23 protein-coding genes and 1 pseudogene are annotated in these 23,634 nt (G+C 63.5%); 15 read left to right on the top strand and 9 right to left on the bottom strand.

Annotation, left to right across the window (positions count from 1 at the left end):
• Positions 1 to 82: 82 nt before the first annotated feature.
• Both VQ044_RS02840 and VQ044_RS02835 read right to left on the bottom strand, forming a co-directional pair.
• Positions 83 to 319, bottom strand: a pseudogene (locus tag VQ044_RS02840) (terminase large subunit domain-containing protein); the annotation flags it as partial.
• Between the two features lie 134 nt (positions 320 to 453).
• Positions 454 to 936: a hypothetical protein gene (locus tag VQ044_RS02835; protein ID WP_327625141.1), complete on the bottom strand. Its 483-nt coding sequence runs from the start codon at positions 934 to 936 to the stop codon at positions 454 to 456.
• 212 nt (positions 937 to 1,148) lie between these two features.
• Here VQ044_RS02835 and VQ044_RS02830 point away from each other — a divergent pair, with 212 nt between their 5' ends.
• Together VQ044_RS02830 and VQ044_RS02825 are read left to right on the top strand one after the other, a co-directional pair.
• Positions 1,149 to 2,147 carry an IS1595 family transposase gene (locus VQ044_RS02830; protein WP_327648187.1) on the top strand — a complete coding sequence of 333 codons (999 nt, stop codon included), beginning with the start codon at positions 1,149 to 1,151 and terminating at the stop codon, positions 2,145 to 2,147.
• Positions 2,148 to 2,591: 444 nt separating this feature from the next.
• A complete protein-coding gene (locus tag VQ044_RS02825) occupies positions 2,592 to 3,218 on the top strand; it encodes a hypothetical protein (RefSeq protein ID WP_327648186.1) in 627 nt (208 codons plus the stop codon).
• 224 nt (positions 3,219 to 3,442) lie between these two features.
• Here the strand turns inward: VQ044_RS02825 and VQ044_RS02820 are convergent, their stop codons facing one another.
• A complete protein-coding gene (locus tag VQ044_RS02820) occupies positions 3,443 to 3,919 on the bottom strand; it encodes a YcgN family cysteine cluster protein (RefSeq protein ID WP_327625142.1) in 477 nt (158 codons plus the stop codon).
• A gap of 161 nt (positions 3,920 to 4,080) precedes the next feature.
• On the opposite strand from VQ044_RS02820, the gene VQ044_RS02815 reads away from it, so the two are divergent.
• The 4 genes from VQ044_RS02815 (at position 4,081) to VQ044_RS02800 (ending at position 9,024) form a co-directional block, all read left to right on the top strand.
• Positions 4,081 to 6,234 carry a transglycosylase domain-containing protein gene (locus VQ044_RS02815; RefSeq protein ID WP_327625143.1) on the top strand — a complete coding sequence of 718 codons (2,154 nt, stop codon included), beginning with the start codon at positions 4,081 to 4,083 and terminating at the stop codon, positions 6,232 to 6,234.
• A gap of 156 nt (positions 6,235 to 6,390) precedes the next feature.
• Complete coding sequence (locus VQ044_RS02810) at positions 6,391 to 6,975, top strand: DUF1214 domain-containing protein (protein ID WP_327625144.1); 585 nt, start codon at positions 6,391 to 6,393, stop codon at positions 6,973 to 6,975.
• Entirely contained in the window at positions 6,968 to 7,591 is a 624-nt protein-coding gene (locus tag VQ044_RS02805; protein ID WP_327648184.1) for a DUF1254 domain-containing protein, read from the top strand. Before VQ044_RS02810 ends, VQ044_RS02805 begins: the two co-directional genes overlap by 8 nt.
• Before the next feature lie 371 nt (positions 7,592 to 7,962).
• Positions 7,963 to 9,024, top strand: coding sequence for a hypothetical protein (locus VQ044_RS02800; RefSeq protein WP_327648182.1), 1,062 nt, complete (start codon positions 7,963 to 7,965; stop codon positions 9,022 to 9,024).
• A gap of 81 nt (positions 9,025 to 9,105) precedes the next feature.
• Here the strand turns inward: VQ044_RS02800 and VQ044_RS02795 are convergent, their stop codons facing one another.
• Genes VQ044_RS02795 through VQ044_RS02785 form a run of 3 tightly spaced genes read right to left on the bottom strand, consistent with a single transcriptional unit; the run spans position 9,106 to position 12,020 of the window.
• Positions 9,106 to 9,438 (bottom strand): DUF1491 family protein, encoded by a 333-nt coding sequence (locus VQ044_RS02795; RefSeq protein ID WP_327648181.1) that lies wholly within the window; start codon positions 9,436 to 9,438, stop codon positions 9,106 to 9,108.
• A 16-nt stretch (positions 9,439 to 9,454) separates the two neighbouring features.
• The gene (locus VQ044_RS02790) at positions 9,455 to 10,165 is read right to left on the bottom strand and encodes a peptidoglycan-binding domain-containing protein (protein ID WP_327625148.1); all 711 of its coding nucleotides are present in this window, start codon (positions 10,163 to 10,165) and stop codon (positions 9,455 to 9,457) included.
• 40 nt (positions 10,166 to 10,205) lie between these two features.
• Positions 10,206 to 12,020, bottom strand: coding sequence for a sensor histidine kinase (locus tag VQ044_RS02785; RefSeq protein WP_327625149.1), 1,815 nt, complete (start codon positions 12,018 to 12,020; stop codon positions 10,206 to 10,208).
• A 421-nt stretch (positions 12,021 to 12,441) separates the two neighbouring features.
• On the opposite strand from VQ044_RS02785, the gene VQ044_RS02780 reads away from it, so the two are divergent.
• Together VQ044_RS02780 and VQ044_RS02775 are read left to right on the top strand one after the other, a co-directional pair.
• Entirely contained in the window at positions 12,442 to 12,960 is a 519-nt protein-coding gene (locus VQ044_RS02780; RefSeq protein ID WP_327648177.1) for a DUF5330 domain-containing protein, read from the top strand.
• Between the two features lie 188 nt (positions 12,961 to 13,148).
• A complete protein-coding gene (locus VQ044_RS02775) occupies positions 13,149 to 13,571 on the top strand; it encodes a SufE family protein (protein ID WP_327625151.1) in 423 nt (140 codons plus the stop codon).
• 36 nt (positions 13,572 to 13,607) lie between these two features.
• On the opposite strand, the gene VQ044_RS02770 is transcribed toward VQ044_RS02775, so the two are convergent.
• Together VQ044_RS02770 and VQ044_RS02765 are read right to left on the bottom strand one after the other, a co-directional pair.
• Entirely contained in the window at positions 13,608 to 14,108 is a 501-nt protein-coding gene (locus tag VQ044_RS02770) for a DUF6456 domain-containing protein (protein WP_327648176.1), read from the bottom strand.
• Positions 14,108 to 14,569 (bottom strand): helix-turn-helix domain-containing protein, encoded by a 462-nt coding sequence (locus VQ044_RS02765; RefSeq protein WP_327648174.1) that lies wholly within the window; start codon positions 14,567 to 14,569, stop codon positions 14,108 to 14,110. Before VQ044_RS02765 ends, VQ044_RS02770 begins: the two co-directional genes overlap by 1 nt.
• Positions 14,570 to 14,776: 207 nt before the next feature.
• Between VQ044_RS02765 and VQ044_RS02760 the strand changes: the two genes are divergently transcribed.
• The 7 genes from VQ044_RS02760 to VQ044_RS02730 all read left to right on the top strand — a co-directional run bounded on the left by VQ044_RS02760 (position 14,777) and on the right by VQ044_RS02730 (position 21,520).
• Entirely contained in the window at positions 14,777 to 15,217 is a 441-nt protein-coding gene (locus VQ044_RS02760) for a hypothetical protein (RefSeq protein WP_327648173.1), read from the top strand.
• Positions 15,218 to 15,406: 189 nt separating this feature from the next.
• Positions 15,407 to 16,621 (top strand): ABC transporter substrate-binding protein, encoded by a 1,215-nt coding sequence (locus VQ044_RS02755; protein ID WP_327648188.1) that lies wholly within the window; start codon positions 15,407 to 15,409, stop codon positions 16,619 to 16,621.
• A 204-nt stretch (positions 16,622 to 16,825) separates the two neighbouring features.
• Complete coding sequence (locus tag VQ044_RS02750; protein ID WP_327648172.1) at positions 16,826 to 18,055, top strand: ABC transporter substrate-binding protein; 1,230 nt, start codon at positions 16,826 to 16,828, stop codon at positions 18,053 to 18,055.
• 64 nt (positions 18,056 to 18,119) lie between these two features.
• Positions 18,120 to 18,896, top strand: a complete 777-nt coding sequence (locus VQ044_RS02745; RefSeq protein ID WP_442872841.1) for an ABC transporter ATP-binding protein — start codon at positions 18,120 to 18,122, stop codon at positions 18,894 to 18,896.
• Positions 18,889 to 19,608 (top strand): ABC transporter ATP-binding protein, encoded by a 720-nt coding sequence (locus VQ044_RS02740; RefSeq protein ID WP_327623562.1) that lies wholly within the window; start codon positions 18,889 to 18,891, stop codon positions 19,606 to 19,608. Before VQ044_RS02745 ends, VQ044_RS02740 begins: the two co-directional genes overlap by 8 nt.
• A gap of 6 nt (positions 19,609 to 19,614) precedes the next feature.
• The gene (locus VQ044_RS02735; RefSeq protein WP_327648168.1) at positions 19,615 to 20,502 is read left to right on the top strand and encodes a branched-chain amino acid ABC transporter permease; all 888 of its coding nucleotides are present in this window, start codon (positions 19,615 to 19,617) and stop codon (positions 20,500 to 20,502) included.
• 1 nt (position 20,503) lies between these two features.
• Positions 20,504 to 21,520, top strand: a complete 1,017-nt coding sequence (locus VQ044_RS02730) for a branched-chain amino acid ABC transporter permease (RefSeq protein WP_327648166.1) — start codon at positions 20,504 to 20,506, stop codon at positions 21,518 to 21,520.
• 40 nt (positions 21,521 to 21,560) lie between these two features.
• Here VQ044_RS02730 and pbpC read toward each other — a convergent pair whose 3' ends face one another.
• Positions 21,561 to 23,630: a penicillin-binding protein 1C gene (gene pbpC / locus VQ044_RS02725; protein WP_327648165.1), complete on the bottom strand. Its 2,070-nt coding sequence runs from the start codon at positions 23,628 to 23,630 to the stop codon at positions 21,561 to 21,563.
• Positions 23,631 to 23,634 lie beyond the last annotated feature (4 nt).

Raw genomic sequence — 23,634 nt, 5'->3', positions numbered from 1 at the left:
ATCTGCGACCTGTTCGAGCCCGAAGAATGTTGGAACTACCTCAAGGCCGCTGGCTATGTTGCAGATTAATCGCCTGACGCTCTAGCCCGCTTTCGCCGTCGACCATCACCTCGCGCGCATCACCGAGCGTTTCGGCGATCAGTGCGATCCGGCCATGCGGCCGGGTGGCGAATAGCCCATCGCCCGCCGCCATCGCCCGCACCCATTCCGCACCAGCTCGGGTCTTGCCGGATCCCCGGCCGCCGATCAGCAGCCATTGCCGCCACGCGCCGGGCGGCGGCAATTGAGCTGGCCTTGCATAGGACGGCCACATCGGCATCGCCGCCCGAAGCGCGGATGCCGGAGTTTGCTCAAGGGTATCGCCGGTCTGGTCCCAGAATTCGGTGTCCGACAAAGGTCGGGCGTCCTTTTGTCCGCCCTCTATCTTCCCTTCCCGCTCCGCAGCGTCCGTCATCAGGCCCCTGCCGGCACGCCGGCCGGTTCATCGGTGCCCCGCTTCTCCGGCGTTGGGGCCGCCCCGTCGCTCGGCGGCGTCGCGGCGTCGCCGGCGAACGCGCCCGTAGCGGTGTCGAACAGCGCCGGTCCAGCCCGCCGCCGCGCATCGAGGCTGCGCAGCCGGTTCAACAACTCCTCGCGAAGCCGCGCCGTCTCGGCCTCGTCCTCGTCACCGCCTTGGGCGGCGAGCATTTCGAGCCGTCGCAGTTCCAGAAGCTTTTCCAATGTGCGGGTCATCAGGACGAGGAGGTCGATGCGCTCCTTGGCCGCCACGAATTCTCGCGTCCTGTCTGTCCCTGCGCCGGCTGCCACCCTCGGCCGCCCTACTGCGGACCGGCCAGGCGTCGCTTTGACCGGTTTATATTCCTTTATCGCGATTTCGAAGACGTCGATCTCACGCGTCAGGAGAGCCAAGAGCCGATCCGATGGCAGCTTCACCATGTTCCGCTTCCCTCTCATCTACCGGGATATTCGGCAGGATATCAAGGATACCCCACAGAAAAGGCGGCTGGGGTGAAGACCCCGCCGCCCGCAATTTCTCGACTGTATGTGAAAGCTAGCAAACCACCGTGACGGTGTCAAGGAATATTTCCCAATTATATACTTGACAAAAGTAGCCCTTGAGCCGATATTGAAATCAAGGAGATACACCGATGGCCGACCTGCAAAACCCGATCTTCAACGACGACACCGCAGCCCGCGAGGAATTGGAGCGCGTGCGTTGGCCGAACGGCCCGATCTGCCCACATTGTGGCAACTGCGACAAAACCCGCATCGCGCTTGTCGAGGGCAAGAAGCACTCGCATCGCCCCGGCCTGCGCTACTGCAACGAATGCCGTGGCCAGTTCACCGTCACGGTCGGCACCGTCTTCGAGCGCTCCAAGGTTCCCCTGTCCAAGTGGTGGCTGGCGGTTCACCTTCTTGCGTCGTCCAAGAAGGGCATGTCCGCGCACCAGATCCACCGCATGTTGGGCGTGACCTACAAAACCGCATGGTTCATGTGCCACCGCATTCGCGAGGCCATGAAAGAAGGCTCCTTCGAAACCGCTCCGATGGGTGGCAACGGCAAGACGGTTGAAGCCGATGAAACATACATCGGCAAGCGCGAGACGCCGCGCGTCTATGCCCGCCCTCGCGCCCGCAAGAACTGGAAGCCCACGAAGTCAGGCAAGGCCGGCGGCGCGCATAAGCGCGTCGTGGTTGGCCTCGTCGAGCGCGAGGGCAGAGCCCGCATGTTCCACATCAACAACGCCACCAAGGACACCGTGCGCGAAATCCTCGTCCGCAACGTCTCCCGTGACACCACGCTCTACACCGACGAGTCGCGTCTCTACACTGAGACCGGGACCGAGTACGCCACCCACCGCACCGTGAAACATTCGGCCAAAGAGTACGCTCGCAAGGAGGGCGAGATCACCGTCCACACCAACACCATCGAAGGCGTCTTCTCCGTTTTCAAGCGTGGCATGATCGGCGTTTATCAGCATTGCGGCGAAGCTCACCTTCACCGCTATCTGGCAGAATTCGACTTCCGTTATAATCGCCGCACCAAGCTGGGCTTCAATGACGCCGACCGTGCCGACGACATCATGCGCGGCATCGAAGGCAAGCGCCTCACCTATCGGCGGATTGGTGAAGCCGCGCACGCTTAAGCAAAAGGCACGCCTGCTACTTCGCAAGCGAAAGAAGCAGACCTAGACAGATATGCGTCCGCCGCTCACAATACTCAGCGGCGGATTAGCGATTCGATTGCCCACCACCCGTCCACGCCTCTCAGAGCGGGCCACTGCCCGGGAAAGGAGGTGATTGGAATGGCAAAGTCCGCCAAAATCGGTCGAAGCGCCGTGTCGGGCCGCTTTACGTCGGTGAAAACCGCGAAAGGCAAGCCCAACACGCACGTCGTTGAGACCATCAAAAAGTAAGGTAGCTTAGGCTACTGCGCTTCCGGGCGGTCTTTCTTCGCAGGACGGCCGCCCGGTTTCTTATTTTGTGAGGTCTCGCTATCGCGAGGCTTGCGCCCCGGATTTGGTGGGGTGTTTATCAAGCGCTCCATGATGCGCTTAGTCTCTTCAATATCGTCCTTCTCAGAGCCTGACATGAGTCGCCCCTTCAATTCCGCCGCTTTGCCAAAGTGCCACGACCGGCTCTCCAAAGTGAAGCGCTCACTTCAGGGATGCCGCAGCGCCTCCGATTTTGAGCAGTTCGCCAGCCACTGGTCGGAATTCCTCATTCACTCCGGCGGAGTTTTAAACATTCTTGACGCAGGGGCCGACACCACACCTCAGGGCCGCCAGTGGTATGGCGGTGTAAAGCGAGAAGGCCGCAACGACCCCCTGCTCCAGTATATGCACCAAGCTAGGAACGTTGAAGAGCACGCGGTTGAGCCAACCGCCGAATATCAGCACCCCAGTCTAGGAATTGGGGGGCCAGGGGAAGATGTCTACTTCGATAAATTCACGCTGGACACCGCCTTTTTGAAAAACCCTGAGAAAGAAATCGTCGGGCGGGCTTGGCGGCCATCTGACGGGAAGCCCCCTACCATCACGAGAACACCCGGAGGCCCTAAACTCCTCCCGGCGCGGGATGACAGGTTCAAGAACACTTACCCCCCGCCTACGGAGCACCTTGGCAAGCCGCTCGCGAGCGATGACCCTTTAGCCGTTGCAGAACTCTATCTCGCCTATCTGGAAAGGCTGGTAGAGAAGGCTGGTGAATTATCGTGAGCGCGGCGCTCAATCTCCATTGCGAGGTAGACTGCGGCGACGATCTCACCTTCCTTTTGCCCGAAGTGAAACTCTCTCAACTCTGAGACTCCCGCCACCACCATCTCAGGCGTGATCTCAACTTCAGTTTCGTCTGCCGGCCTGTCACCGTTCTGAATATCCGAATCAATCACTTTTGTCACGTATATAATTGGGAATATTTTCATATTTCCGATCGAACCTGTTCAAGCCGCATCGTCCATCGGGTTCGTCCCGGGCCATTCCGCCACGTACTCTTCGTAGTCCTCCAGTTCGATCCCCACTTCGCTGACCGTACGGTCGCGCACCGATATGCCGGCTTCATGCACGGTCTCTCGATCGCCGGATAACAGATGATGCCACCAGTAGAGATCGCGCCCCTCGCCCACCAGGCGATAGGCGCAGGTCGGAGGCAGCCAGGTCAGCTCACGCACCTTTTCCACATCGAGCGCGACGCAATCGGGCACGGTGGCTTGCCGGTTCTCATAATCGCGGCACCGGCATGCGTGTCCGTCGAGCAGCTGACAACTCACATTCGTCCACGCGATCTCGCCGGTATCCCAGTCTTCCAGCTTGTTCAGGCAGCAGCGTCCGCAGCCGTCGCACAGCGATTCCCACTCCTGCGAGCTCATCGCCTCAAGCGGTTTCTCACGCCAAAAAGGCTTGTTGCCGAAATCACGCATGGGCGAAATGTCTGACCTTTCTCGCGACTTTTTCATGTGGCCTAGGTATATGGGAATGACAGGGTTTTCTAAAGGGACGTTGGTAACCGGGGTTCGCGGGCGGCACGCTTTGTCGTCGCTGCGACGGGCCGCTGGCCCCCGCCAACAGTGACAGGTTGAAGTTGCAGAACTCCTCGAACAGAACTCCCCGGCGCCGGCAGCCGTCGCGATTGATCGAGATCGATGCCTGGATCGACTCCAGCCTGTGGCGATTTTTCCGCGCCTTCGCCGCGTGGTGGGAAAACGTCACAATCGTCTCACGCAAGTTCCGGGCGCGCGGCTTCAACCGGTTCGTTTTCGAGGTCGCCGGAGAAGGAATGACCCTCGGCCTGGCGGGTTTCGTCCTGCTTTTGGCGCTCGCGCAACCGGCGATGAAGGTCACCGCCAAGGGACTGCCGCAAGAAACCGACTTCTCGGTGCTGTTCCTGGATCGTCACGGGGATGAGATCGGGCGACGCGGCGTGCTTAGGTCAGCGGAGGTGCCGATCGATGAATTGCCCGATTCGTTCGTCAAGGCGGTGCTAGCGACCGAAGATCGGCGATTCTTTGAGCATTGGGGAATCGACCTGTTCGGTCTCGGTCGGGCTCTGTCGGAAAACGCACGCGCCGGCGGCGTTGTGCAGGGCGGCTCCACCCTCACCCAGCAATTGGCCAAGAACCTGTTCCTGTCGAATGAGCGGACCCTGGATCGCAAGATCAAGGAGGCGTTCATCTCCCTCTGGCTGGAATCCCACCTGACCAAACGCGAAATTCTCGCGATGTATCTCGACCGCGCCTATATGGGCGGCGGCAGCTTCGGCGCGGCCGCGGCAGCCGAATTCTATTTCGACAAGAACATCCGCGACGTCTCGATGGCCGAGGCCGCGATGCTTGCGGGTCTCTTCAAGGCTCCCGCCAAATACGCTCCTCACATCAATCTGCCGGCGGCCCGCGCTCGTGCGAACGAGGTGCTGACCAATATGGTCCAGGCCAACTTTGTCACCGAGGGTCAGGTCGTGGCCGCTCGTCGGCAACCAGCCATCTCCGTTGACCGTTCGGTGACGCAGTCGCCCGACTACTTCCTCGATTATGCCTTCGAGGAGGTCCAGCAGATCGCCCGTGACAGCGGCCTGAAGCAGCGCAATTTTATCGCCCGCGCCACGATCGACCTGAGGCTTCAGCAACTCGCGGACGAGGCAGTCGAATACCACCTGCGGCAGTTCGGCACGAAATACGCCGTCGAGGAAGCCGCGATGGTGGTGCTTGGTGACGATGGCGGCGTGCGCGCCGTGGTCGGCGGAAGAGACTACGGAATCTCGCAGTTCAACCGCGCGACGAGGGCGCTGCGGCAGCCGGGTTCCTCGTTCAAGGCTTTCATCTATGCCGCGGCGATGCAGGCCGGAATGAAGCCGGAAGATACTATCGTCGACAGCCCCGTCACCATCGGCAATTGGTCACCGCAAAACTACGGCCGGTCGTTTGCCGGCCGGGTGACGCTGGCCAATGCACTCGCGCGCTCACTGAACGTGCCGGCCGTCAAGCTCAGCCAGAAAGTCGGCATGGACGCCGTGACCGCCACAGCGAAGGCGATGGGTGTGGAATCCCCTCTGCGTGGCGACAAGACGATGGCGCTCGGGACGAGCGAAGTGACGGTCCTCGACCAGGCCACAGCCTACGGTGTCTTCGTCAATGGCGGCATGGAGACCCGACGTCACGCGATCACGCAGCTTTCGGATGCGTCGGGGAAGACGCTCTGGGACGTGCGGAATGATCTGCCGCCGCGTCGCCGTGTGCTCAGCGAGGAAGCAACCAAGTCGATGAACGAAATGCTGGTCGGCGTCACCGAGCGCGGCACGGCGAGGCGGGCACAGCTTTCGATGACCCGTGTGGGCGGCAAGACCGGTACGACGCAGAGTTATCGGGACGGCTGGTTCGTCGGCTACACCGGTAATTTCAGTGCTGCCGTCTGGTTCGGCAACGACAGCTTCAAGCCGACCAACAATTTGACGGGCGGCTCGCTACCCGCAATGACTTGGCAACGCTTCATGGAGGCGGCCCACCAGAATATCGAATTGAAGCCAATCCCGTTCATCGACAACCCCTTCCCGGACGAAAAGCGCGAGGTTGCCGCGGCCGATGGCGACGCGCCCGCTGCCCGCGGCCCACAGACGCTCAGGAAAGCCGCGGAGGATGTCCTGGCCGACATTGCCGAGCGACTCGAAACCTTGCCGCCGCTTGAGCCCGATCAACTGGCAGCGGCGCGATCGGCGGCCGATGCGGCCCCGGCGCGGCAATAAGCTTCCAGGAGCTTCAGACCTCGCGCCGAATGAGGAAAAGTGGGAACCGGTTTTCCGCCCGCATTCTGCGCTCACTGACTGGAATTGATCGCCTTCATGAAATCGGATCGACTCGGTCCTGTTTCATCGTGATCTATCGGACCGGATAATTGGCTTATGCGTTACACCCTCCTCGTCCTGATTGCCCTGGCCATCGCGCTCGGCCTCGGTGGCTGGTCGGCGAACTGGGCGTTGGATGAATCGGCGGAGATCGGCACCGTGACGGTAGGCCCTTGGGCGGCCAATCCATTTGCCGGCTCTCCCGACGCCGACCCCTATTCCAAGGCGCGTTTGGCGCGGGTAGGCAATCTGACGCTTGGCATTGGCGAAGGCATCTTGTTCACCGCTGACCGAGACGGTGCGGATCGACCGCTGCGCCGCCAATGCCAATATAGGATTGCCGGACAAACTCCGCCCACCCGGATCTGGACACTCTCCCCGTATACGCCGGAGGGCCGGCTGATCCAGCCCGGCACCGGCAGGGCTGGCTGGCTGACCTCGCACAATCTCATGCGGGCCGAGGACAATTCCTTCATGGTCGCGATCGGCCCTATGGCCAGAGCCGGCAACTGGCTCGCCACGTCCGGCCAAGGACCGCTCGTCCTTGCACTGGCGCTGTATGACACTCCCGCCAGCGCATCCAGCGGCGTCGACAGTCTTTCCTTGCCCGATATCGAATTGGAGACCTGCTTCGATGGGTAAGCTGCTTCTTGCTGTCGCGATCGGCCTGGTGGGCGCGGTCATCGTCCACATTGCCGTGATTTTCGCCATGCCGCAGGTAGCGGGAAACAATGCATGGGCACGTTTCTCCAACCTTGGGCAAATTTACGATATCGTCAGCGTCGAGCCCTTACGCAGCGCCGGATCGGACGTGATCGCGCCCATGCTGGGGTCCGACCGGCAGGATTTCGCCTTTGTCGACCCCGCATTCGTCACTGCGAGTTGCCGCTTCTCGATCGCGAAAGGGCCGGTTCGCATCCTTGCCAACTATGACGAGAGCCCCTTCTGGTCGGCCTCGATCTACGACAGGCGCGGCGACAATCTCTACAGCATCAACGACCGGTCGGCCGTTGACGGCATGTTCAATCTTCTCGTCGGAAGCAAGGAACAGATCGTCGAGTTCAATGCCGATCTTGGCCCGGACACCGAGGAGACCACGATCCCGGTGGAACTCGACCTGAGCGAAGGCTACATGACCATTCGCGTCCTGGTCGATGAGGAAAGCAAACGCCCCTCTGCCAGAGCCTTCGTCAATTCACTGCGATGTGAGCCAATCGAACCGGCGGTGGCGAGCCGCCCGGACAATCGCGACAGCTGACCCCGACCGCCCTCCTCAAGCGATCGTCATGCCGATCGCTTCTTATCACGGTCTCGTGACGTGCCGGTCGAAGCGATGTCTTGCCGCGTCGAGCGATTCACGACGAATACAGGGCAAAAGGATGATCTCGTCCTTTGATTCACGCGAGCGGATTTCGTTTCGCCGGCGTGCCGGGGCCGGGCCACGGGGCACAAATTTCAGAACGACTGTCACGGTCCGCTTCCCTTCTGGCTGGCCGACTTGATCGGCACCGGCGCGTTGCTCGCCGGCCTCCTTGCGAGAGCAGACCCCAGGAGGGTTAACAGCTTGCTAAGAAATCTTGCGTAATTCTTCGCGGCGAGGAAACCATTGATCAACCATCCAGGAGTCCCATGAAGGACGTCGTGCCGAGCATTTTTCGATCACTCGAAAAGGAGGCCGGCCAAGGCGGTTTCGACACGATCGTGGCTGCCGCCGTCGCAAGCTTTGCCGCCCATCGCAATCCGAGCGAGCGGCAGGCGCACGAATTCGGTCGGCTCGTCGCCCCGGCCTGGGACAAGATCGGTACCAAGACGAAACGCGCCCTCGCGGCAGCACTCTCCCAGTCCCCGCGGGTTCCGCGATGCATCGTCGAAAAACTCATCGCCGCCCCCATCGTCACTGCGGCGCCATTCCTCTTGGCGAGCCCCTGCCTGACGGCTGACGATATCGAGACGCTCGCCAAAAGGTCCAGCCCGAAGCTGCAACGTATCCTGGACCGTCGGCGAGCGGCCGAACAAGCGACGCTCTCACAGCTTGCCGAGGCAGCAGTCCCGGCCGCCGTGCCTGCTCGCACGATCGCCCCCTTGGGCGCGGCGAAAAAGAAAGCGGCAGACGTCGTCGCCGCCGACGAGAACGTCGCGCCCAAATCGCACACGGGCGAGCCAGCGAATGTCAGCGCGGCGCGCGCCACCCTGCTTCGCTTGGCTGAACCCGGAAAGCATCTCGCCAAGCCCGGGGCCAGCGCCCCGACAACGGTCGGCGGCGTCGTCGAAATGGGACGGTCCGGATGCAAGCAATTGGCCTATGACGGTCTCGCGCACATGCTGACACTCACGGCGTCTCGCATGCAGGAGATCATCGACGATCCGACCGGCGAGATCCTCGCTGCGGCTTTGAAGGCGATCAGCGTGGGTCCCGCTGACGCTTTGACGATCATCATGCTGCTGAAACCGCGGGTCGGCCTGGACATTGCCGCCTTCACCGCGATGAAGTCCGCCTATCGAGACCTCGACGTCGATGCGTGTCGCGGCCGCTTCGGACTTTCCTCCGCGCCCCCCGCACGCAAGCCACCCACCCACCAGCGCCAATACACGGACCTTGAACCGAGAATTGAAGCCTCGGCCCCTCGCCCCGCCTTCGGCCGCCGTCGCGTGCTACCGTCCAGAACCGAGCAACTCGGCACCAAACGCTGACGCCTGACGACTGACGATCTTCCCGCCGTGATTCCGCGCTGGCCATTTGCCGTCAGCGACAGGCACGCCCGTCGATACGGGTCAGCCTTCGACGATCTGGAGAAAGGTCGGCGCGTCGTCCGTTTCGATTTCGACCACCCAGAAATCCGGGTCGAATCTGGCCTCACGCGCAAAACGCGCTTCAAGCGCGGCCTCGTCATCGACCGGTTCCGGCATGAATTGCCGCAGGCCGCTGTCGTCGTTGAGGCTTTGAACCGCCGGCCCGAAAAGCTGGACCTCCCCGGCGCGATTCCGCGTCACCACGTAGATCGCGCCGGCCGAATCGGCCCCCTTACGAGCCACGACGGCAAATCCGCCAGCGGCGAACAGGCGGCGGACGAGTTGCGCCACAAAGAGTTCGCTGGTTATGCGCATCGCTACGGCACGGACCTCAATCGACTGCGCCAATCTCGATCAGACGCTCGAGAATCCGAGCATCCGGCGAGCCGGTAATCTCCAGCCCCTCCAGGGCCTCGAAGGTACGGATGGCGGCCCGCGTCCGCTCACCGGGAATTCCGTCAGACGAGAGTTCGGCGACCTGTGCCGCCGTCAGGCCGGCCTGGATACGGCGCACGAGTTCGTCCTGGTCGAGCGCGGCAAGTCCGGATTCAGCCAATCCCTCCGGAATTTCCGCTGAACCGTCGGCCATGCCGGAGCTGCCGCCCATCCGTTCGTCGAGGCTGGCGAATTCGTCCGGTCGCCGCGAGGGGTTGGGCGCATCCGCCGAAGCCTGTCTGATCTGCGCGAGCAGCAGCGGCGTTGCCGCCCCGTCGGCTGTCAGCCCATGCGCCTTCTGAAAGTCGCGGATCGCGGCTTCCGTCGCGGGGCCAGGCTTTCCGTCGACGGGCGCACGGTAGTGACCGATTGCAGTAAGTCCGGCCTGAACCTCCCGAACGAGCGGAACCGGCATCAATCCGTGCGTGTTCGCCAGGCGCGGGCGCTCTATACCCTCGGCCCCGCCCCGCGTGGCCAGGATCGGGCTGGGGTGCGGCCCAGCCTGGCCATAGATCGCATTGCCGGCCATTCCTGCGAACAACACGCCGAAGGCCGTCAGCCCGGCAGATAACGCCGGACGCCGCCAGACGCCGGCAGCCGCCGCCATCACGCCGCGTTTTCCGAACGACAGAAGTCGACCGCCGAAGCTAGGCCGTGCGCCGCGTCGCGGGGGTTTTCGGTTGGGGTGTCGTTTTTGTACGGGCATCACTGAGTGCTACAATATTTTCCTTGAGAGACTGTGACTTGTCTGTTCGTCGAGTGCAGTCGGTCGGCAGCCGCACGGTCACCATCGTGCCGATCCCTGGCTGACTGCGAATGGTCATGGCGCCACCATGCAATTCCGCCAAGCCTTTCACCAGGGAAAGCCCGAGCCCCGTGCCTTGATAGCGACGCGCTGGCCCGGAAGACAGCTGGGTAAAGGGTCGGCCTAGCCGCTCTATATCCGCTTCGGCGATCCCGATGCCGGTATCGCTCACCGAAAGCTCGATCGCTCCGGCATCGATCTGGCTTTCGAGCGTGATAACGCCCGAATCCGTGAACTTCACCGCGTTCGACAAGAGGTTCAGAAGTATTTGGTGACAGGCACGCTGGTCGGCGATGATCGTCTCGCCCTGGCAGCTGGAACGCACGTCCAGTCGCAGGCCCTTGCGTCGTACTTCCTCGCGCACGACGCCGGCGGCGGTGATGACCGCTTCGTCCATTGAAAACGGCTCGGGCGTCAGCTCGTATCGACCGGCCTCGATCTTGGAGACGTCGAGCAGTGAGTTCACGACCGACAGCAGATGCTGGCCCGATTGGCGGATGAGGCCGACATATTCCTTCTGCCGTTCGCTCTCGAACCCGCCGAAGAATTCTTGATCCAGAATATCGGAGAAACCGATAATGGCGTTGAGGGGGGTGCGGAGCTCGTGGCTGACGGCTGCCAGGAACTGGCTCTTGGCGGCAGATGATTGGTGCGCGGCATCGAGCGCCACCTGCAGCCCCTGTGCCACCTTGCCTTCTTCGACGGCGAGCGTCATGGCGATGTGGACCAGAGCCGCCCGATCATCGGCCGCCGTGGCGACTAGGAACCGCATGACGGCCGGGACATATTGTCCGTCCGGGCGGCGAAGCCGCCCTTCGACGCGAGAGCCGCGGCCGTCCGTCTTGGCGTCGGCCATCGCCTTCAAAAAGGCGATACGATCGGCCACCAGCACGCTGTCGAGGAGCCGCAGCCCCTCGATACTCCCGCCATTTTCCGAAAACAGCGTACGCGCGCCCTTCGAGGCAAAGACGATCCTTCCCTCGACGTCGAGGCTCACCATCGCCGCGCCGAATAGCTCGGCGGCATCGGCCATCGGATGAACCGATGTCCCCGCCGGATGTCCCTCCTGTGCAGGGCGCTTCGCGCTCCTGCGGGCCACTGTCGCGACATAGGCGAGTAACAGCACGGCCGACGCGAGGTCCGCAGGCTGGATCGTCGATGCGCTTTCCGCAAGCATCACCGCCGAGCCGGCAACGGTCGCCGCCGAGCCGGCGAGACCAAGAGCCAGCTTGCGCCGTCCCGCGATAGCCGCCTCCCCCGGCGCGATCGCCAGCACCAGAAGCCAGGCCGCGAGCGGGGCTTCGACCGCGTAGGCGATCAGCCCGAGTGTTATGGAAAGAAGTGTGCCGACGAGCCAGGCCACATGATCCAGCGCGCCGGTTGCCGAGAGATAGGCCGCGGCAGCCAGAGTCAGGCTCGCGATGATCATCGGAGTCGCGGCGGCGAGAGCACCGGCCTGAAGCACGGCGAGCACTGGCGAAGCCATCGCCATGAGGAGACCGGCGACAATGAGCGCACCGATCGCTCGTCCCTGGAGGCGGCGCTCGCTTGGAACAAGGACCTTGGCCGCAACGAGCTCGTCCAACCGTTCGCGAAGCTGCGACATGGCGCCGGCCGGCGCCGCCACTGCCCGACCGTTGTTCGACGCCTCTGTCATACACGCACTCGCATTCGCCTTGCCTCGTGGGTCCACCATTGTGAAAATGCCGGACCCAGTGGCTTGATCGCGATAATGCGGACCACCGTTTAAGGAAGCCATAAACCATGCCGCCGCCGACGCCGCCTGCGGCCAGGATTACCGGGCCAAAGGCAGATTCGGACCTTGATGATTGCCGTTATGGTTAATGCTTCGCGACAGAACCGTCGCCCTCACGCGAAACAGCCGCGATCGTAGGGCGAGCATCCCTCGAAAGAAGCTGTGGACAAGCCGCGGGATCCGCAATCCGTAAAATTTGAATCAAACATGTCTCGCAGTTTCAACGCAGCCTTTGTCCCCCGTCGGCATTATGCCTTCACGAAACGCAACCGACCGGGCCTAAATATCCAGCCCTCACCGGCAAGCGTCCAGAGGCAATTTGATGATCCGGTTCATTCTGAAATCAGCGTTCTTTCTCGGCATCGTGGCGATGCTTCTTCCGGGCGACGGCCAGGGCGACGATGCCGGCCGAAATCAGGTCGACGTCTTTTCCACTTTTGTCGGCGCCCAGGCGGCGATCGCTGACTTGTCCAACTTTTGCGACCGGGCACCGGCGGCATGCGATGCGGGCGGCAATCTGGCCCGTTTTGCCGGCGAGCGGATCGGAGACGGAATTGCCCTCGCCTATAATTTCGTCGAGGCAGAGCGAGATGGCAGTCCCGCCTCCGGGAATTCGGCAGCTTCCCCGCTCTCACGATATCCGGACGCGATCGTCACCGGCGCGGTCGACCGCGCCCTGTCGCTCGCATCGTCCCGCGCAACGGAAGCGAGCCAGCCTGTCGGCATGCCCCGCCTCGATGACCCGGCGAATGCGCGGCATGTCTTGCTTCCATCCGCCGAGATTCCCGGACATGGCGCCCTGGCGCGTCTGCCGATCCCACGTTCGGCGCCCCGCACCTGACATCGACCTCCCATAGCCTTATATCCAGCGTGCCGTCCGACACGAACGGTACCTCTCGCGGAATGAGGAAATGTGGGAACCGGTTTCCCGCTTGCATTTCGCGCTGACTGACTGGAATCGATCATCGTCATGACATCGGATCGAATCGATCCTATGTCATCGTGATCGAGGGCCGCTCGGGAGAAAGAATGCCGACGATCGAAGACATCACCGCTGATTTCGAGTTCCTCGACGATTGGGAAGACCGGTACCGCTATCTGATCGAGCTCGGGCGTTCGCTGCCGGCGATGCCGGAGGCTGAACTCAACGAGGCCAACAAGGTTCGCGGCTGCGTCAGTCAGGTCTGGCTGACCACTCAAACCGACGATGCCAGCCCGCCCCGTCTGTCGTTCCTCGGTGAATCCGACGCCCATATCGTTCGCGGTCTTGTCGCCATCGCCCTCGCGCTTTTCTCCGGTCGTACCGCGCCCGAGATTCTGGAGGCCGACGCCGAGGCGACCTTTGCGCGACTGGGATTGCAGGACCATCTGACACCGCAGCGCTCCAACGGCCTCCGTTCGATGGTTGCGCGGATCAAGGACGATGCGCGGCAGGCTCTCGCCGCCGCCTGAGCCTCGCCGCCATTCGTTGCGCCCGGCGCCGGATATTCACCGGCCGCTGATTGTCGGCCGGTAATCCTCCGTTCCCCACTGCCGGATGCGCGAAGAACGGGACGTGGCGCTCCCGGCCAGCCCGTAATGGCGAGCCAGAACACCGAGGCCGGCTTTCAGCAGCAGTTTGGCGGAGCGCGCTGGCCATTGCCGTTCCCGCTCGACGGTTTCCAGTCCCTTCAGGAAGCAGCAGATGTCGAGGAGAACGCCCGCGAGTTCGGGCCCGACGGCCTTGATCGCGGCATCAACCCGTTGCCGCGCGTCGATCGCCGAATCCGACAAGTCGCCCGCACCGCGCCGGCTCCCCTTTTCGCGGGGCTGGCCGTCCCAACGTTGCGTGGTCCCGGGCATCAACTGACCACGCGTAAAATCGACCCGCAGCCGTTCCCCTGCCAGCGCTTCCGCCTCGGCCAGGAACGGCTCGCCGCCCTTGCCGCGTCGCTGGGTCAGCCGCGCCAAAGGGGACTCGTTTGGATTGTAGCCTGCAAAGGCCGCCATCAGGCATCTCCCCGCACACATCGCTGATCGCATGTTTCGAGCGCCGCGCGGACCGCGTGTGCCAGGCCTTCCAAGCGCTCGACAGCGGAATCGAACGCCTGATCGTCGCGTCGATCCTCGATGCGGCGAATGGCATAGGCAATCGTCGTGCGGTCGCGTCCGAACCCCTCGGCTATCGCGGACAAGGGAATCTGGAAGGCGACATGGGCCAGATACATGGCGACGTGCCGGGCCTCGCATACGCTGGCGATCGCCCGGCCGGGCCGTTCGATCTCCCGGACGGGGATGGCGAAGAAGGCGCCGGCGATTTCCCTTGCCAACCAGCAGGTGCGCGAAACCGCCTGGTGATCGATCCCGGTAACGCGGCCTGCCTCGGCTTCCCCCTGCCCCGCATCGACGCGGGCGACAGGAGGTAGGTGCAACGGTCGGGTGGAAACCCGGTCTGCGGAAAAGGACGGCATCGCGTTTGACCTCCTGTTAGCGGCGACAATCCGTCTATAGGCCACCACTGCCAAAAGGGGAAATAATTCCTATTTCACTCAGCGATTCTGGCAGAAACGCACAGGATATTGGGGGTCACAGTCCTTATTCGGCTACAAAAGAGAGGATTTTATCCCCGCGCCCACCAGTTGCGGGACTCTTTGCGGATTACTCACCGGAGCGTCCGCATGACCAGGCATCTCGACCTTTCCCCTCTCACGGCCGCGCTCGAAGGAGCTGCCCGGAGCCATGCCGAGGCACGGCGGCGCGAGGCACAGCGCGACCTCTCCCGGCTTGAACTCGCGATGCTGCTGCGCCGGTTCGGCCTGGAGCATCGGACGCGGTCGGATGCCGTGGCCAAGGACGACGCCGCCAGTATACCGGCAGTGGAAGCGGACACCTTGCGCGCTGGGGTTCGCGGAGAGCTCGGCCTGCTGGCGCGTCTCGCCCGACGCCACGACCCCCGCTACGACATCAACCGGCACATTGCGGTCATGCGCCTTGCCCGGTGGCTAGAGGGCGGGCGATCCTGGCAGCTGCGCGAGACGGCACCGGGCTCCGGCCGCTCGAAAAACCAGCGCTTTCGTCGCGCCGTCGCCCGTCAGCCGAACGGCCCGCCGACGCGGTAATTCCGACGCCCAGCACGGTCTCGATCTACGACGAACGGCTTAGATGACTGCCGCCTGCATTTCTTGACAGGGCTCCCGTCGCTGCTTCACAACCACATCCAACCGCAAGGTCAGGTTATTGCTTCCGGCTCCAATGCCGGCTGGCCTGGTCGTTTGCGTTTGTATGGGAGGATTACCGAAATGCGTATGATGAAATTGCTACTCGCCGGCTCCGTCGCGTCCGCCGCGCTTCTGCCGGCCACCGTTGGCGCGCAGGAAATCTCGAACGATGTCGTCAAGATCGGCATCCTCAACGACCAGTCCGGCGTTTATGCCGATTTCGGCGGCCAATCGTCGGTCGAGGCGGCGAAGATGGCGATCGAGGATTTTGGTGGCGAGGTTCTCGGCAAGCCGGTCGAACTCATCTCGGCCGACCATCAGAATAAGGCCGATATCGCCTCCAACATCGCGCGCGAATGGTACGACGTGCAGAATGTCGACGCCATCATGGAGCTGACGACATCGTCCGTCGCCCTCGCGGTCCAGGGCCTGTCGCGCGAAAAGCAGAAGATCACCATCGTGACCGGCGCCGCGACCACGGAACTGACCGGCAAGCAGTGCAGCCCCTATGGCTTCCATTGGGTCTACGACACCCACGCTCTGGCCGTCGGCACCGGCGGCGCGCTGGTGAAGGCCGGCGGCGACAGCTGGTTCTTCCTTACCGCCGACTATGCCTTCGGCTATTCGCTGGAAGAGCAGACCGGCAATTTCGTCAAGGAAAACGGCGGTGAAGTCCTCGGCGCGGTTCGCCATCCGCTCGGCACGACCGACTTCTCCTCCTTCCTCCTGCAGGCGCAGAGTTCCGGCGCCAAGGTGATCGGTCTCGCCAACGCCGGCCTCGATACGGCCAGCGCGATCAAGGGCGCAGCTGAATTCGGCATCGTTCAGGCTGGTCAGAAGCTCGCCGGCCTGCTGTTCACCCTGGCTGAGGTCAACGGCCTCGGGCTCGAGGCGGCGCAAGGGCTGAACCTCACCGAAGGTTGGTATTGGGATCAGAGCGACGAGAACCGCGAATTCGCCGACCGCCTGATGAAGCGGACGGGTAGCCGGCCGAACATGATTCATGCCGGCACCTATTCGGCCGTCACCCAGTACCTCAAGGCCGTCGAGGCCGCCGGCACCGACGCCACCGACGCGGTGTCCGCCAAGCTGCACGAGATGCCGGTCGAAGACGTCTTCGCCAAGTCCGGCAAGGTGCAGGAGAATGGCCGGATGGTCTATGACATGTTCCTCTTCGAGGTAAAGGCACCGGCCGATTCCAAGGGCGAGTGGGACTACTACAAGGAAATCTCCACGGTCCCCGGTAGCGAAGCCTTCTTGTCGGTCGAAGACTCCGGCTGCGACGTCGCCAGCTTCAAAAACTGACGCATTTGGCGCGGCCGGCGAGGCAAGGCTTCGGCGCTTTGCTTCCCGACCGCGCCGGCTTGGGCGCCGCGACTGCCCAGATCTATGTGAAATAGGCAAAGTTTGGGCTTGAAGTCCGGCGCATCGACCGGTCCAATGGCACATGCGCATCGGCCGTGCCGGGGAGGCGACGGCCGGGCTTTTGCTCACTGGGAGGACCGATCCATGACGACCAAGCGCCCCGTCGCGACAGCATTCGCCGCCAGCCTCGCTGCGGCTGTCGCATGGCCGGCAACAGCCCAAGACGTGTCGGATGACGCCGTCAAGATCGGCATCCTCAATGATATGTCGGGCGTTTATGCCGACACAGCGGGCCAGGGCTCCGTAGTCGCGGCTGAGCTCGCCATCGAGGATTTCGGCGACACCGTCCTCGGCAAGCCGATCGAACTCATTTCGGCCGATCACCAGAACAAGGCGGATGTCGGATCGAACATCGCCCGCGAATGGTATGACGTGCAGAACGTCGATGCCATCATGGACCTGACGACATCCTCGGTCGCGCTCGCCGTCCAGGGTCTGTCGCGCGAGAAGAAGAAGATCACCATCACCACCGGTGGCGGCTCCACCGAGATCACCGGCGGACAGTGTAGTCCCTACGGTTTTCACTGGGCATACAACACCCGCGCCTTGTCGCAAGGCACGGCCGGCTCCCTGGTCAGGGGCGGCGACGACACCTGGTTCTTCGTCACCGCCGATTACACCTTCGGCGATTCACTGCAGGGTGAGGCCACCAAGGTCATCGAGGCGAATGGCGGCAAGGTCCTCGGCGATATCCGCCATCCCTTGTCGACCACTGACTTCTCCTCCTTCATGCTGCAGGCGCAGAGTTCCGGTGCCAAGGTCATCGGACTCGCCAATGCCGGACTCGACACGGCGAACGCGGTCAAGGCGGCGACGGAGTTCGGTCTCGTCCAGGCCGGGCAGAAGCTCGCCGCGCTTCTGATCACCCTGTCCGAGGTCCATGGACTGGGCGGCGAGGCGGCCCAGGGCCTCAACCTCACCGAAGGATGGTATTGGGACCAGAGTGAAGAGAACCGCGCCTTTGCCAAGCGCTACATGGACAAATTCGGCAAGATGCCGAACATGATCCATGTCGGCACCTACTCGGCCGTTCTGCAATATCTGAAGGCCGTCAAGGAAGCCGGCACCGACGAGACCGAGGCGGTGGCGAAGAAACTTCACGAGATGCCGGTCGAGGATCTGTTCGCCAAAAAGGGCAAGGTGCTCGCCAACGGCCGCATGGTCTACGACATGTACCTCTTCCAGGTGAAGACGCAGGATGAATCAACCGGCCCTTGGGATCTGTACAAGGAAATTGCGACCGTGCCGGGAGACGTTGCCTTTGGAACGGTCGAGGATAGCGGCTGCGACCTTGCGACCTTCGCCGCCAAATAGTTCGTCGACGGGGAGTCCGGCAACGCCGGCTCCCTCTCACCAGGGCCCCGACCCCCGACAGGAGATGAATGCGCCGATGAGCGTTTCCCCGCAGGAGGCGATTCTTTCCGCCCGCGGCCTCACCAAGGAGTTCTTCGGCTTCAAGGCCGTGAACGGCGTCGATCTCGACGTCCGCGAAAATACGATCCACGCCCTGATCGGCCCCAATGGCGCCGGCAAGACCACCGTCTTCAACCTGCTGACCAAGTTCCTGACGCCGACCGAAGGAAAAATCACCTTTCGCGGCAAGGATATTACGGGCCTCAAACCCGCCGATGTCGCGCGGCTGGGGCTGGTGCGCTCGTTCCAGATCTCGGCGGTGTTCCCGCATCTGACCGTGCTCGACAACGTCCGCGTCGCTTTGCAGCGCAAGGCGCATCTCGGCACCCAGTTCTGGCGCTCCAACAGCGCGCTCGACCAGCTCAACGACCGCGCCTACGAGTTGATCGCGGCCGTCGGCCTGGACGAATATGCCGAGCTCGACGCGGCGGAACTCCCCTATGGTCGCAAACGCGCGCTCGAACTCGCGACCACGCTTGCCCTCGACCCGCCGGTGCTTCTGTTCGACGAGCCTATGGCCGGCATGGGCGTCGAGGACATCGGCCGCATCTCCGACCTGATCCGGCGGATCGCCAAGGACCGCACGGTCTTGATGGTCGAGCACAATCTCAACGTCGTGGCCGACCTCTGCGATTACGTTACGGTGCTGGCGCGCGGCGAAATCCTCGCCGAGGGCGACTACGAGACGGTCAGCTCCGACCCGCGCGTGCGCGAAGCCTATATGGGAACCGAAGATGAGTGAGCCGTCCGGCGCTTCCCCCCTGCTCGAGGTCGAGAACCTCCACGGCTGGTACGGTGAAAGCCATGTCCTGCATGGTGTCTCTCTCGATCTCCACGAAGGCGAGACGATCACGCTGCTCGGCCGCAACGGCGCCGGCAAGACCACCACGCTGCGCGCCATCATGAATCTCCTGCCGAAGCGCGAAGGCGCGATCCGCATCGCCGGCCAGGACATGATGAAGGTCCCGGTTCACAAGACCGCCTATGCCGGCATCGGCTACGTCCCGGAGGAGCGCGGTATTTTCGCGACCCTATCGGTCTCGGAGAATCTGATGCTTCCGCCGCGCGTCGCGGACGGCGGCATGAGTGTCGAAGAGATCTACGAGCTCTTTCCCAATCTCGCAGAGCGGCGCAATTCCCCCGGCACCAAGCTGTCCGGAGGCGAGCAGCAGATGCTGGCCATCGCCCGCATTCTTCGCACCGGGGTGAGGATCATTCTTCTCGACGAACCGACCGAGGGTCTGGCGCCGGTCATCATCCAGCGCATCGGCGACGTCTTGATGGAGCTGAAGAAGCAGGGCATGACGCTGCTTCTGGTCGAGCAGAATTTCCGCTTCGCCAGGAAGGTCGCCGACCGCTTCTTCCTGATGGAGGACGGGCATATCCTCGAGAGTTTCCCGACGTCGGAACTCGATTCAAAAATGGACAGGCTGCATGAAGTGGTGGGGGTATAACGCCAAATGACCATGATCTTCGGCATTCCCCTCCCGGCGCTGCTCGGCCAACTCCTGATCGGCTTCATCAACGGCTCGTTCTACGCCCTCTTGAGCCTGGGGCTCGCGGTCATTTTCGGACTGCTGCGGGTGATCAACTTCGCCCATGGCGCCCAATACATGCTCGGCGCCTTCACCGCCTATCTGATCCTGTTCTACACCGGCCTCGGCTTCTGGCCGGCGTTGATCCTGGCGCCGCTGATCGTCGCGATGCTCTCGGCCGTTATCGAGCGCACCATGCTGTCGCGCCTTTATGATCTCGACCATCTCTACGGCCTGCTCTTCACCTTCGGCCTCGCGCTGATCATCGAAGGCACCTTCCGCTATTATTTCGGCGCGGCGGGCCAGCCCTATGCGACGCCGGCGCTCCTGTCCGGCGGCACCAATCTCGGCTTCATGTTCCTGCCGAACTATCGCGGCTTCGTCGTCGTCGCCTCGCTGGTCATCTGCATCTCCACCTGGCTGTTGATCGAAAAGACCAAGCTTGGCGCCTATCTGAGGGCTGCGACGGAGAACCCCCAACTCGTCCAGGCGTTCGGCGTCAACGTCCCGCTGCTCTTGACGCTGACCTACGCCCTCGGGGCAGGCCTCGCCGGTCTGGCCGGTGTCCTCGCAGCGCCGGTCTACCAGGTCAGCCCGCTGATGGGCTCGAACCTGATCATCATCGTCTTCGCTGTCGTCGTCATCGGCGGCATGGGGTCGATCCTCGGGGCGATTGTTTCGGGTTATCTCCTCGGCATTCTCGAGGGCTTGACCAAGGTCTTTTATCCCGAGGCCTCGAACATCGTCGTCTTCGTCATCATGGCGATCGTGCTGATGGTCCGCCCCGCCGGGCTGTTCGGGAAGGAAGCCTGATATGACCAGTCCGCAAGTCACCAGCATCGAACCCGGCGCTATCCGCGACGGCGAAGGCTCGGCCGAGGGGTCTCCCGCGCGCCAGGCCGGACAGCGCGACCTGTCGACCGTCGGCCTGATCGTCGCGCTCATCGCGCTCGCCGGGCTGATTGCCGCGCCGTTCTTCGTCTATCCCGTCTTCCTCATGAGCGTTTTGTGCTTCGCGCTCTTCGCCACCGCCTTCAACCTGCTGCTTGGCTATGTCGGGCTCTTGTCCTTCGGCCACGCCGCCTTCTTCGGAGGCGCCGCCTATTTCACCGCCCATGCCGCCAAAGTCTGGGGCTGGGAACCGCTGTCGGCGATCTTGCTCGGCGCCGTCGGCGCCGGTGTGATCGGCCTCATCGTCGGCTTCCTCGCCATCCGCCGGCAGGGCATTTATTTCGCCATGGTGACGCTGGCGTTGTCGCAGATGATCTTCTTCATCTTCCTGCAGGCGCCCTTCACCCACGGCGAGGACGGCATCCAGGGCGTGCCGCGCGGCCATCTCCTCGGACTGATCGACCTCAACGACCCGCTGAACATCTATTATTTCGTGCTGGCGATTTTCCTGGTCGGGTTCTTCGCCGTCTGGCGCATCGTCCACTCGCCCTTCGGCCACATCCTCAAGGCGATCCGCGAAAACGAGAACCGGGCAATTTCCCTCGGCTATCGGGTGGATCGCTACAAGCTGGGCGCCTTCGTCATGTCGGCGGCGATCGCTGGCTTGGCCGGGTCGACCAAGGCCATCGTCTTCCAGATCGCGACGCTCACCGACGTCGCCTGGCAGATGTCCGGCGAGGTTGTGCTGATGACGCTGCTCGGCGGCATGGGCACGATCTTCGGACCGACAATCGGCGCGGCGCTCGTCGTCACCATGCAGAACTACTTCGCCACCTCCGACTTCCCGGTGACCGTCCTGATCGGCATCATCTTCGTGCTCTGCGTCCTCTTGTTCCGGCGCGGCATCATCGGCGAGGCCATCCGTCTGCTGCGGCGGTAGGCAAAAAGCCCGCCGCGCCGGAGGTTTCGGCGAAGCGGGCCTATTCCACGAACACCTGGCTGCGCGCGGCGGCACCCGCCGCGTCCACCACCGCGATATCGACAAAGCCGGGCTCGCTCGCCCGCCAGTTCGACTGGCGCTCAAGCGCGTCGCGGACGACCGGGCGCCCGTCCACATACCAGGTGAAGGGCGGGCGGCCATTGCGCACCTTCAGAAACAGGTCGGCGCCCTGCCCTTGACCGAGGCCGATTTCGACCTTCGCCGCGTTGGGCGGAAACACGATCTCCGGCAGCAGCCCGGCTTGCGTTAGTTCGGCCGCGCGTCCGACCCGCCGCATCGGCGGTGGCAGCCCGCCGCCGGCCGAGGCGAGGATGCCCGGCGGCGGACCGGGAAGCCGGGTCACCGGTCCGAACCGGGCGAAGACGTCGCGCATCACCGGCGCGGCGCTGTCCTGGCCGACCAGTCCCGCCACCGGCGCCCCGTCCGCTCGCCCGAGCCACACCCCGACCACATGCTTCCCGTCATAGCCGACCGTCCAGGCGTCGCGGTAGCCGTAGGACGTACCGGTCTTGTAGGCGACATCGCCTAGCGAGCCTTTGGTCGTGGTGGTCGCACCTGCAAGGATCGAGGTTACATACCAGGCCGCCTGCGGCGACAGGATGCGCTTGCCCTGCCCGACCGCCACGTCCTGATCGATATGCAGGGGCATCGCCACACCGCCATTGGCGATGCCGCCGTAGATCCGCACCAGATCCTCCAGCGTCAGCCCCAGCCCGCCGAGCCCGATGGCCAAGCCCGGCAGCGAGCGGTCGCCGAGTTCCGGCCGCGCGCCGGCCCGTTTCATGCGATGCAGCAGCCGGGCCGGGCCGACAGCGCTGAGCAGTTCGACCGCCGGCAGGTTGCGCGACAATTGCAGGGCCCGCCGCGCCGTGATGACCCCCTCGAAGACACGGTCGAAATTCTGCGGCGTATAGCCCGCGAAGCCGCCCGGCGAGTCGTCGACGAGGCTCTCGGGATGGGCCAGTCCGCGCTCGAAGGCGAGCCCGTAGATCAATGGCTTCAAGGTCGAGCCCGGCGAGCGGAGCGCCCGGGTCAGATCGACGTAGCCCTGCCGCTCGCGGTCGAAGAGATCGGGGGAGCCGACCTGCGCCAGCACCTCGCCCGTCGCCGCATCGGAGACGAGGATTGCAAGGCTGACCGGTTTTTTCAGCGTCTTCGCCTTGTCCCGCGCATAGGCTTCGAGCCGCTCCTGCACGCCCTTGTCGATGGTCAGTCGAATGCGCGGCCTCTCCGGCTCTTCCCCATGCAGACGCACCGCTGCGTGCGCGGCGAGCATCGGCAGGGCACGGCGTCCGGCCGGCATCGCCTCGCGCTCTGCCCTGGCCGTCTCCCTTGCGTCGAGAACCCCGAGCGTCTCCATCCGATTCAGCACACGGTCGCGAGCCGCTTTCGCGCGATCGGGATAACGATCCGGCCGGTAGCGCTCGGGCGATTGCGGCAGAGCCACTAGCAGAGCAGCTTCCGCTGCCGTCAGCCGTTTCGGTTCCTTGCCGAAGAAAGAAAGGCTCGCCGCCCGCACGCCCTCCAGATTGCCGCCATAGGGCGCGAGTTGCAGATAGAGCGACAGGATTTCCGCCTTGCTCAACGTCCGTTCCAGCGCGATCGCGACGAGCACCTGCTCGCCCTTGGCGGCGAGGCTTCCCGTCGGCAAACGGCCGAGCATCCGCGCGACCTGCATGGTCAGGGTGGAGCCACCCGAGACGATGTGGCGATGGATCAGCGTCTCCCACGCCGCCCGGAGGAAGGCACGCGGATCGACCCCGCCATGGTCGGCGAAGCGCTTGTCCTCCCAGGCGAGCAGCATCGCGAGATAGCGTGGGTCGACATCGTCGGCCCTGGCGTCCAGCCGCCACCGGCCGTCGTCGCTCGCAAACGCGCGCAGCAGGGCGCCGTTCCGATCGACCACCTCGACTCCGGTTCGCGGCGCCTCGAAGGCCGCGATACGCGCCGCGACCGCGCGTTCGAAGGCCGCGAGACCCCAGCCGATCACAACGATCGCGCATAGCAGCAGGATCACCCCCGTCTGCACCAGACGCCTTTGCCGCGACATCGTT

The sequence above is a fragment of the Aurantimonas sp. C2-5-R2 genome, assembly GCF_036549495.1.
GTDB lineage: Bacteria > Pseudomonadota > Alphaproteobacteria > Rhizobiales > Rhizobiaceae > Aurantimonas > Aurantimonas coralicida_A.
Note: the sequence above shows the minus strand (reverse complement) of the source record. Positions and strands in the feature narration are given on the sequence as shown.

Bases quoted from the DNA above. Each gene is read 5' to 3' on its own strand.
- VQ044_RS02830 (WP_327648187.1), top strand. From the start codon at position 1,149: ATGGCCGACCTGCAAAACCCGATCTTCAACGACGACACCGCAGCCCGC.
- VQ044_RS02745 (WP_442872841.1), top strand. From the start codon at position 18,120: ATGAATGCGCCGATGAGCGTTTCCCCGCAGGAGGCGATTCTTTCCGCC.
- VQ044_RS02780 (WP_327648177.1), top strand. From the start codon at position 12,442: ATGATCCGGTTCATTCTGAAATCAGCGTTCTTTCTCGGCATCGTGGCG.
- VQ044_RS02740 (WP_327623562.1), top strand. From the start codon at position 18,889: ATGAGTGAGCCGTCCGGCGCTTCCCCCCTGCTCGAGGTCGAGAACCTC.
- VQ044_RS02730 (WP_327648166.1), top strand. From the start codon at position 20,504: ATGACCAGTCCGCAAGTCACCAGCATCGAACCCGGCGCTATCCGCGAC.
- VQ044_RS02805 (WP_327648184.1), top strand. From the start codon at position 6,968: ATGGGTAAGCTGCTTCTTGCTGTCGCGATCGGCCTGGTGGGCGCGGTC.
- VQ044_RS02750 (WP_327648172.1), top strand. From the start codon at position 16,826: ATGACGACCAAGCGCCCCGTCGCGACAGCATTCGCCGCCAGCCTCGCT.
- VQ044_RS02765 (WP_327648174.1), bottom strand. From the start codon at position 14,569: ATGCCGTCCTTTTCCGCAGACCGGGTTTCCACCCGACCGTTGCACCTA.
- VQ044_RS02835 (WP_327625141.1), bottom strand. From the start codon at position 936: ATGGTGAAGCTGCCATCGGATCGGCTCTTGGCTCTCCTGACGCGTGAG.
- VQ044_RS02810 (WP_327625144.1), top strand. From the start codon at position 6,391: ATGCGTTACACCCTCCTCGTCCTGATTGCCCTGGCCATCGCGCTCGGC.
- VQ044_RS02820 (WP_327625142.1), bottom strand. From the start codon at position 3,919: ATGCGTGATTTCGGCAACAAGCCTTTTTGGCGTGAGAAACCGCTTGAG.
- VQ044_RS02795 (WP_327648181.1), bottom strand. From the start codon at position 9,438: ATGCGCATAACCAGCGAACTCTTTGTGGCGCAACTCGTCCGCCGCCTG.
- VQ044_RS02770 (WP_327648176.1), bottom strand. From the start codon at position 14,108: ATGGCGGCCTTTGCAGGCTACAATCCAAACGAGTCCCCTTTGGCGCGG.
- VQ044_RS02775 (WP_327625151.1), top strand. From the start codon at position 13,149: ATGCCGACGATCGAAGACATCACCGCTGATTTCGAGTTCCTCGACGAT.
- pbpC (WP_327648165.1), bottom strand. From the start codon at position 23,630: ATGTCGCGGCAAAGGCGTCTGGTGCAGACGGGGGTGATCCTGCTGCTA.
- VQ044_RS02735 (WP_327648168.1), top strand. From the start codon at position 19,615: ATGACCATGATCTTCGGCATTCCCCTCCCGGCGCTGCTCGGCCAACTC.
- VQ044_RS02760 (WP_327648173.1), top strand. From the start codon at position 14,777: ATGACCAGGCATCTCGACCTTTCCCCTCTCACGGCCGCGCTCGAAGGA.
- VQ044_RS02790 (WP_327625148.1), bottom strand. From the start codon at position 10,165: ATGGCGGCGGCTGCCGGCGTCTGGCGGCGTCCGGCGTTATCTGCCGGG.
- VQ044_RS02785 (WP_327625149.1), bottom strand. From the start codon at position 12,020: ATGACAGAGGCGTCGAACAACGGTCGGGCAGTGGCGGCGCCGGCCGGC.
- VQ044_RS02800 (WP_327648182.1), top strand. From the start codon at position 7,963: ATGAAGGACGTCGTGCCGAGCATTTTTCGATCACTCGAAAAGGAGGCC.
- VQ044_RS02755 (WP_327648188.1), top strand. From the start codon at position 15,407: ATGAAATTGCTACTCGCCGGCTCCGTCGCGTCCGCCGCGCTTCTGCCG.
- VQ044_RS02825 (WP_327648186.1), top strand. From the start codon at position 2,592: ATGAGTCGCCCCTTCAATTCCGCCGCTTTGCCAAAGTGCCACGACCGG.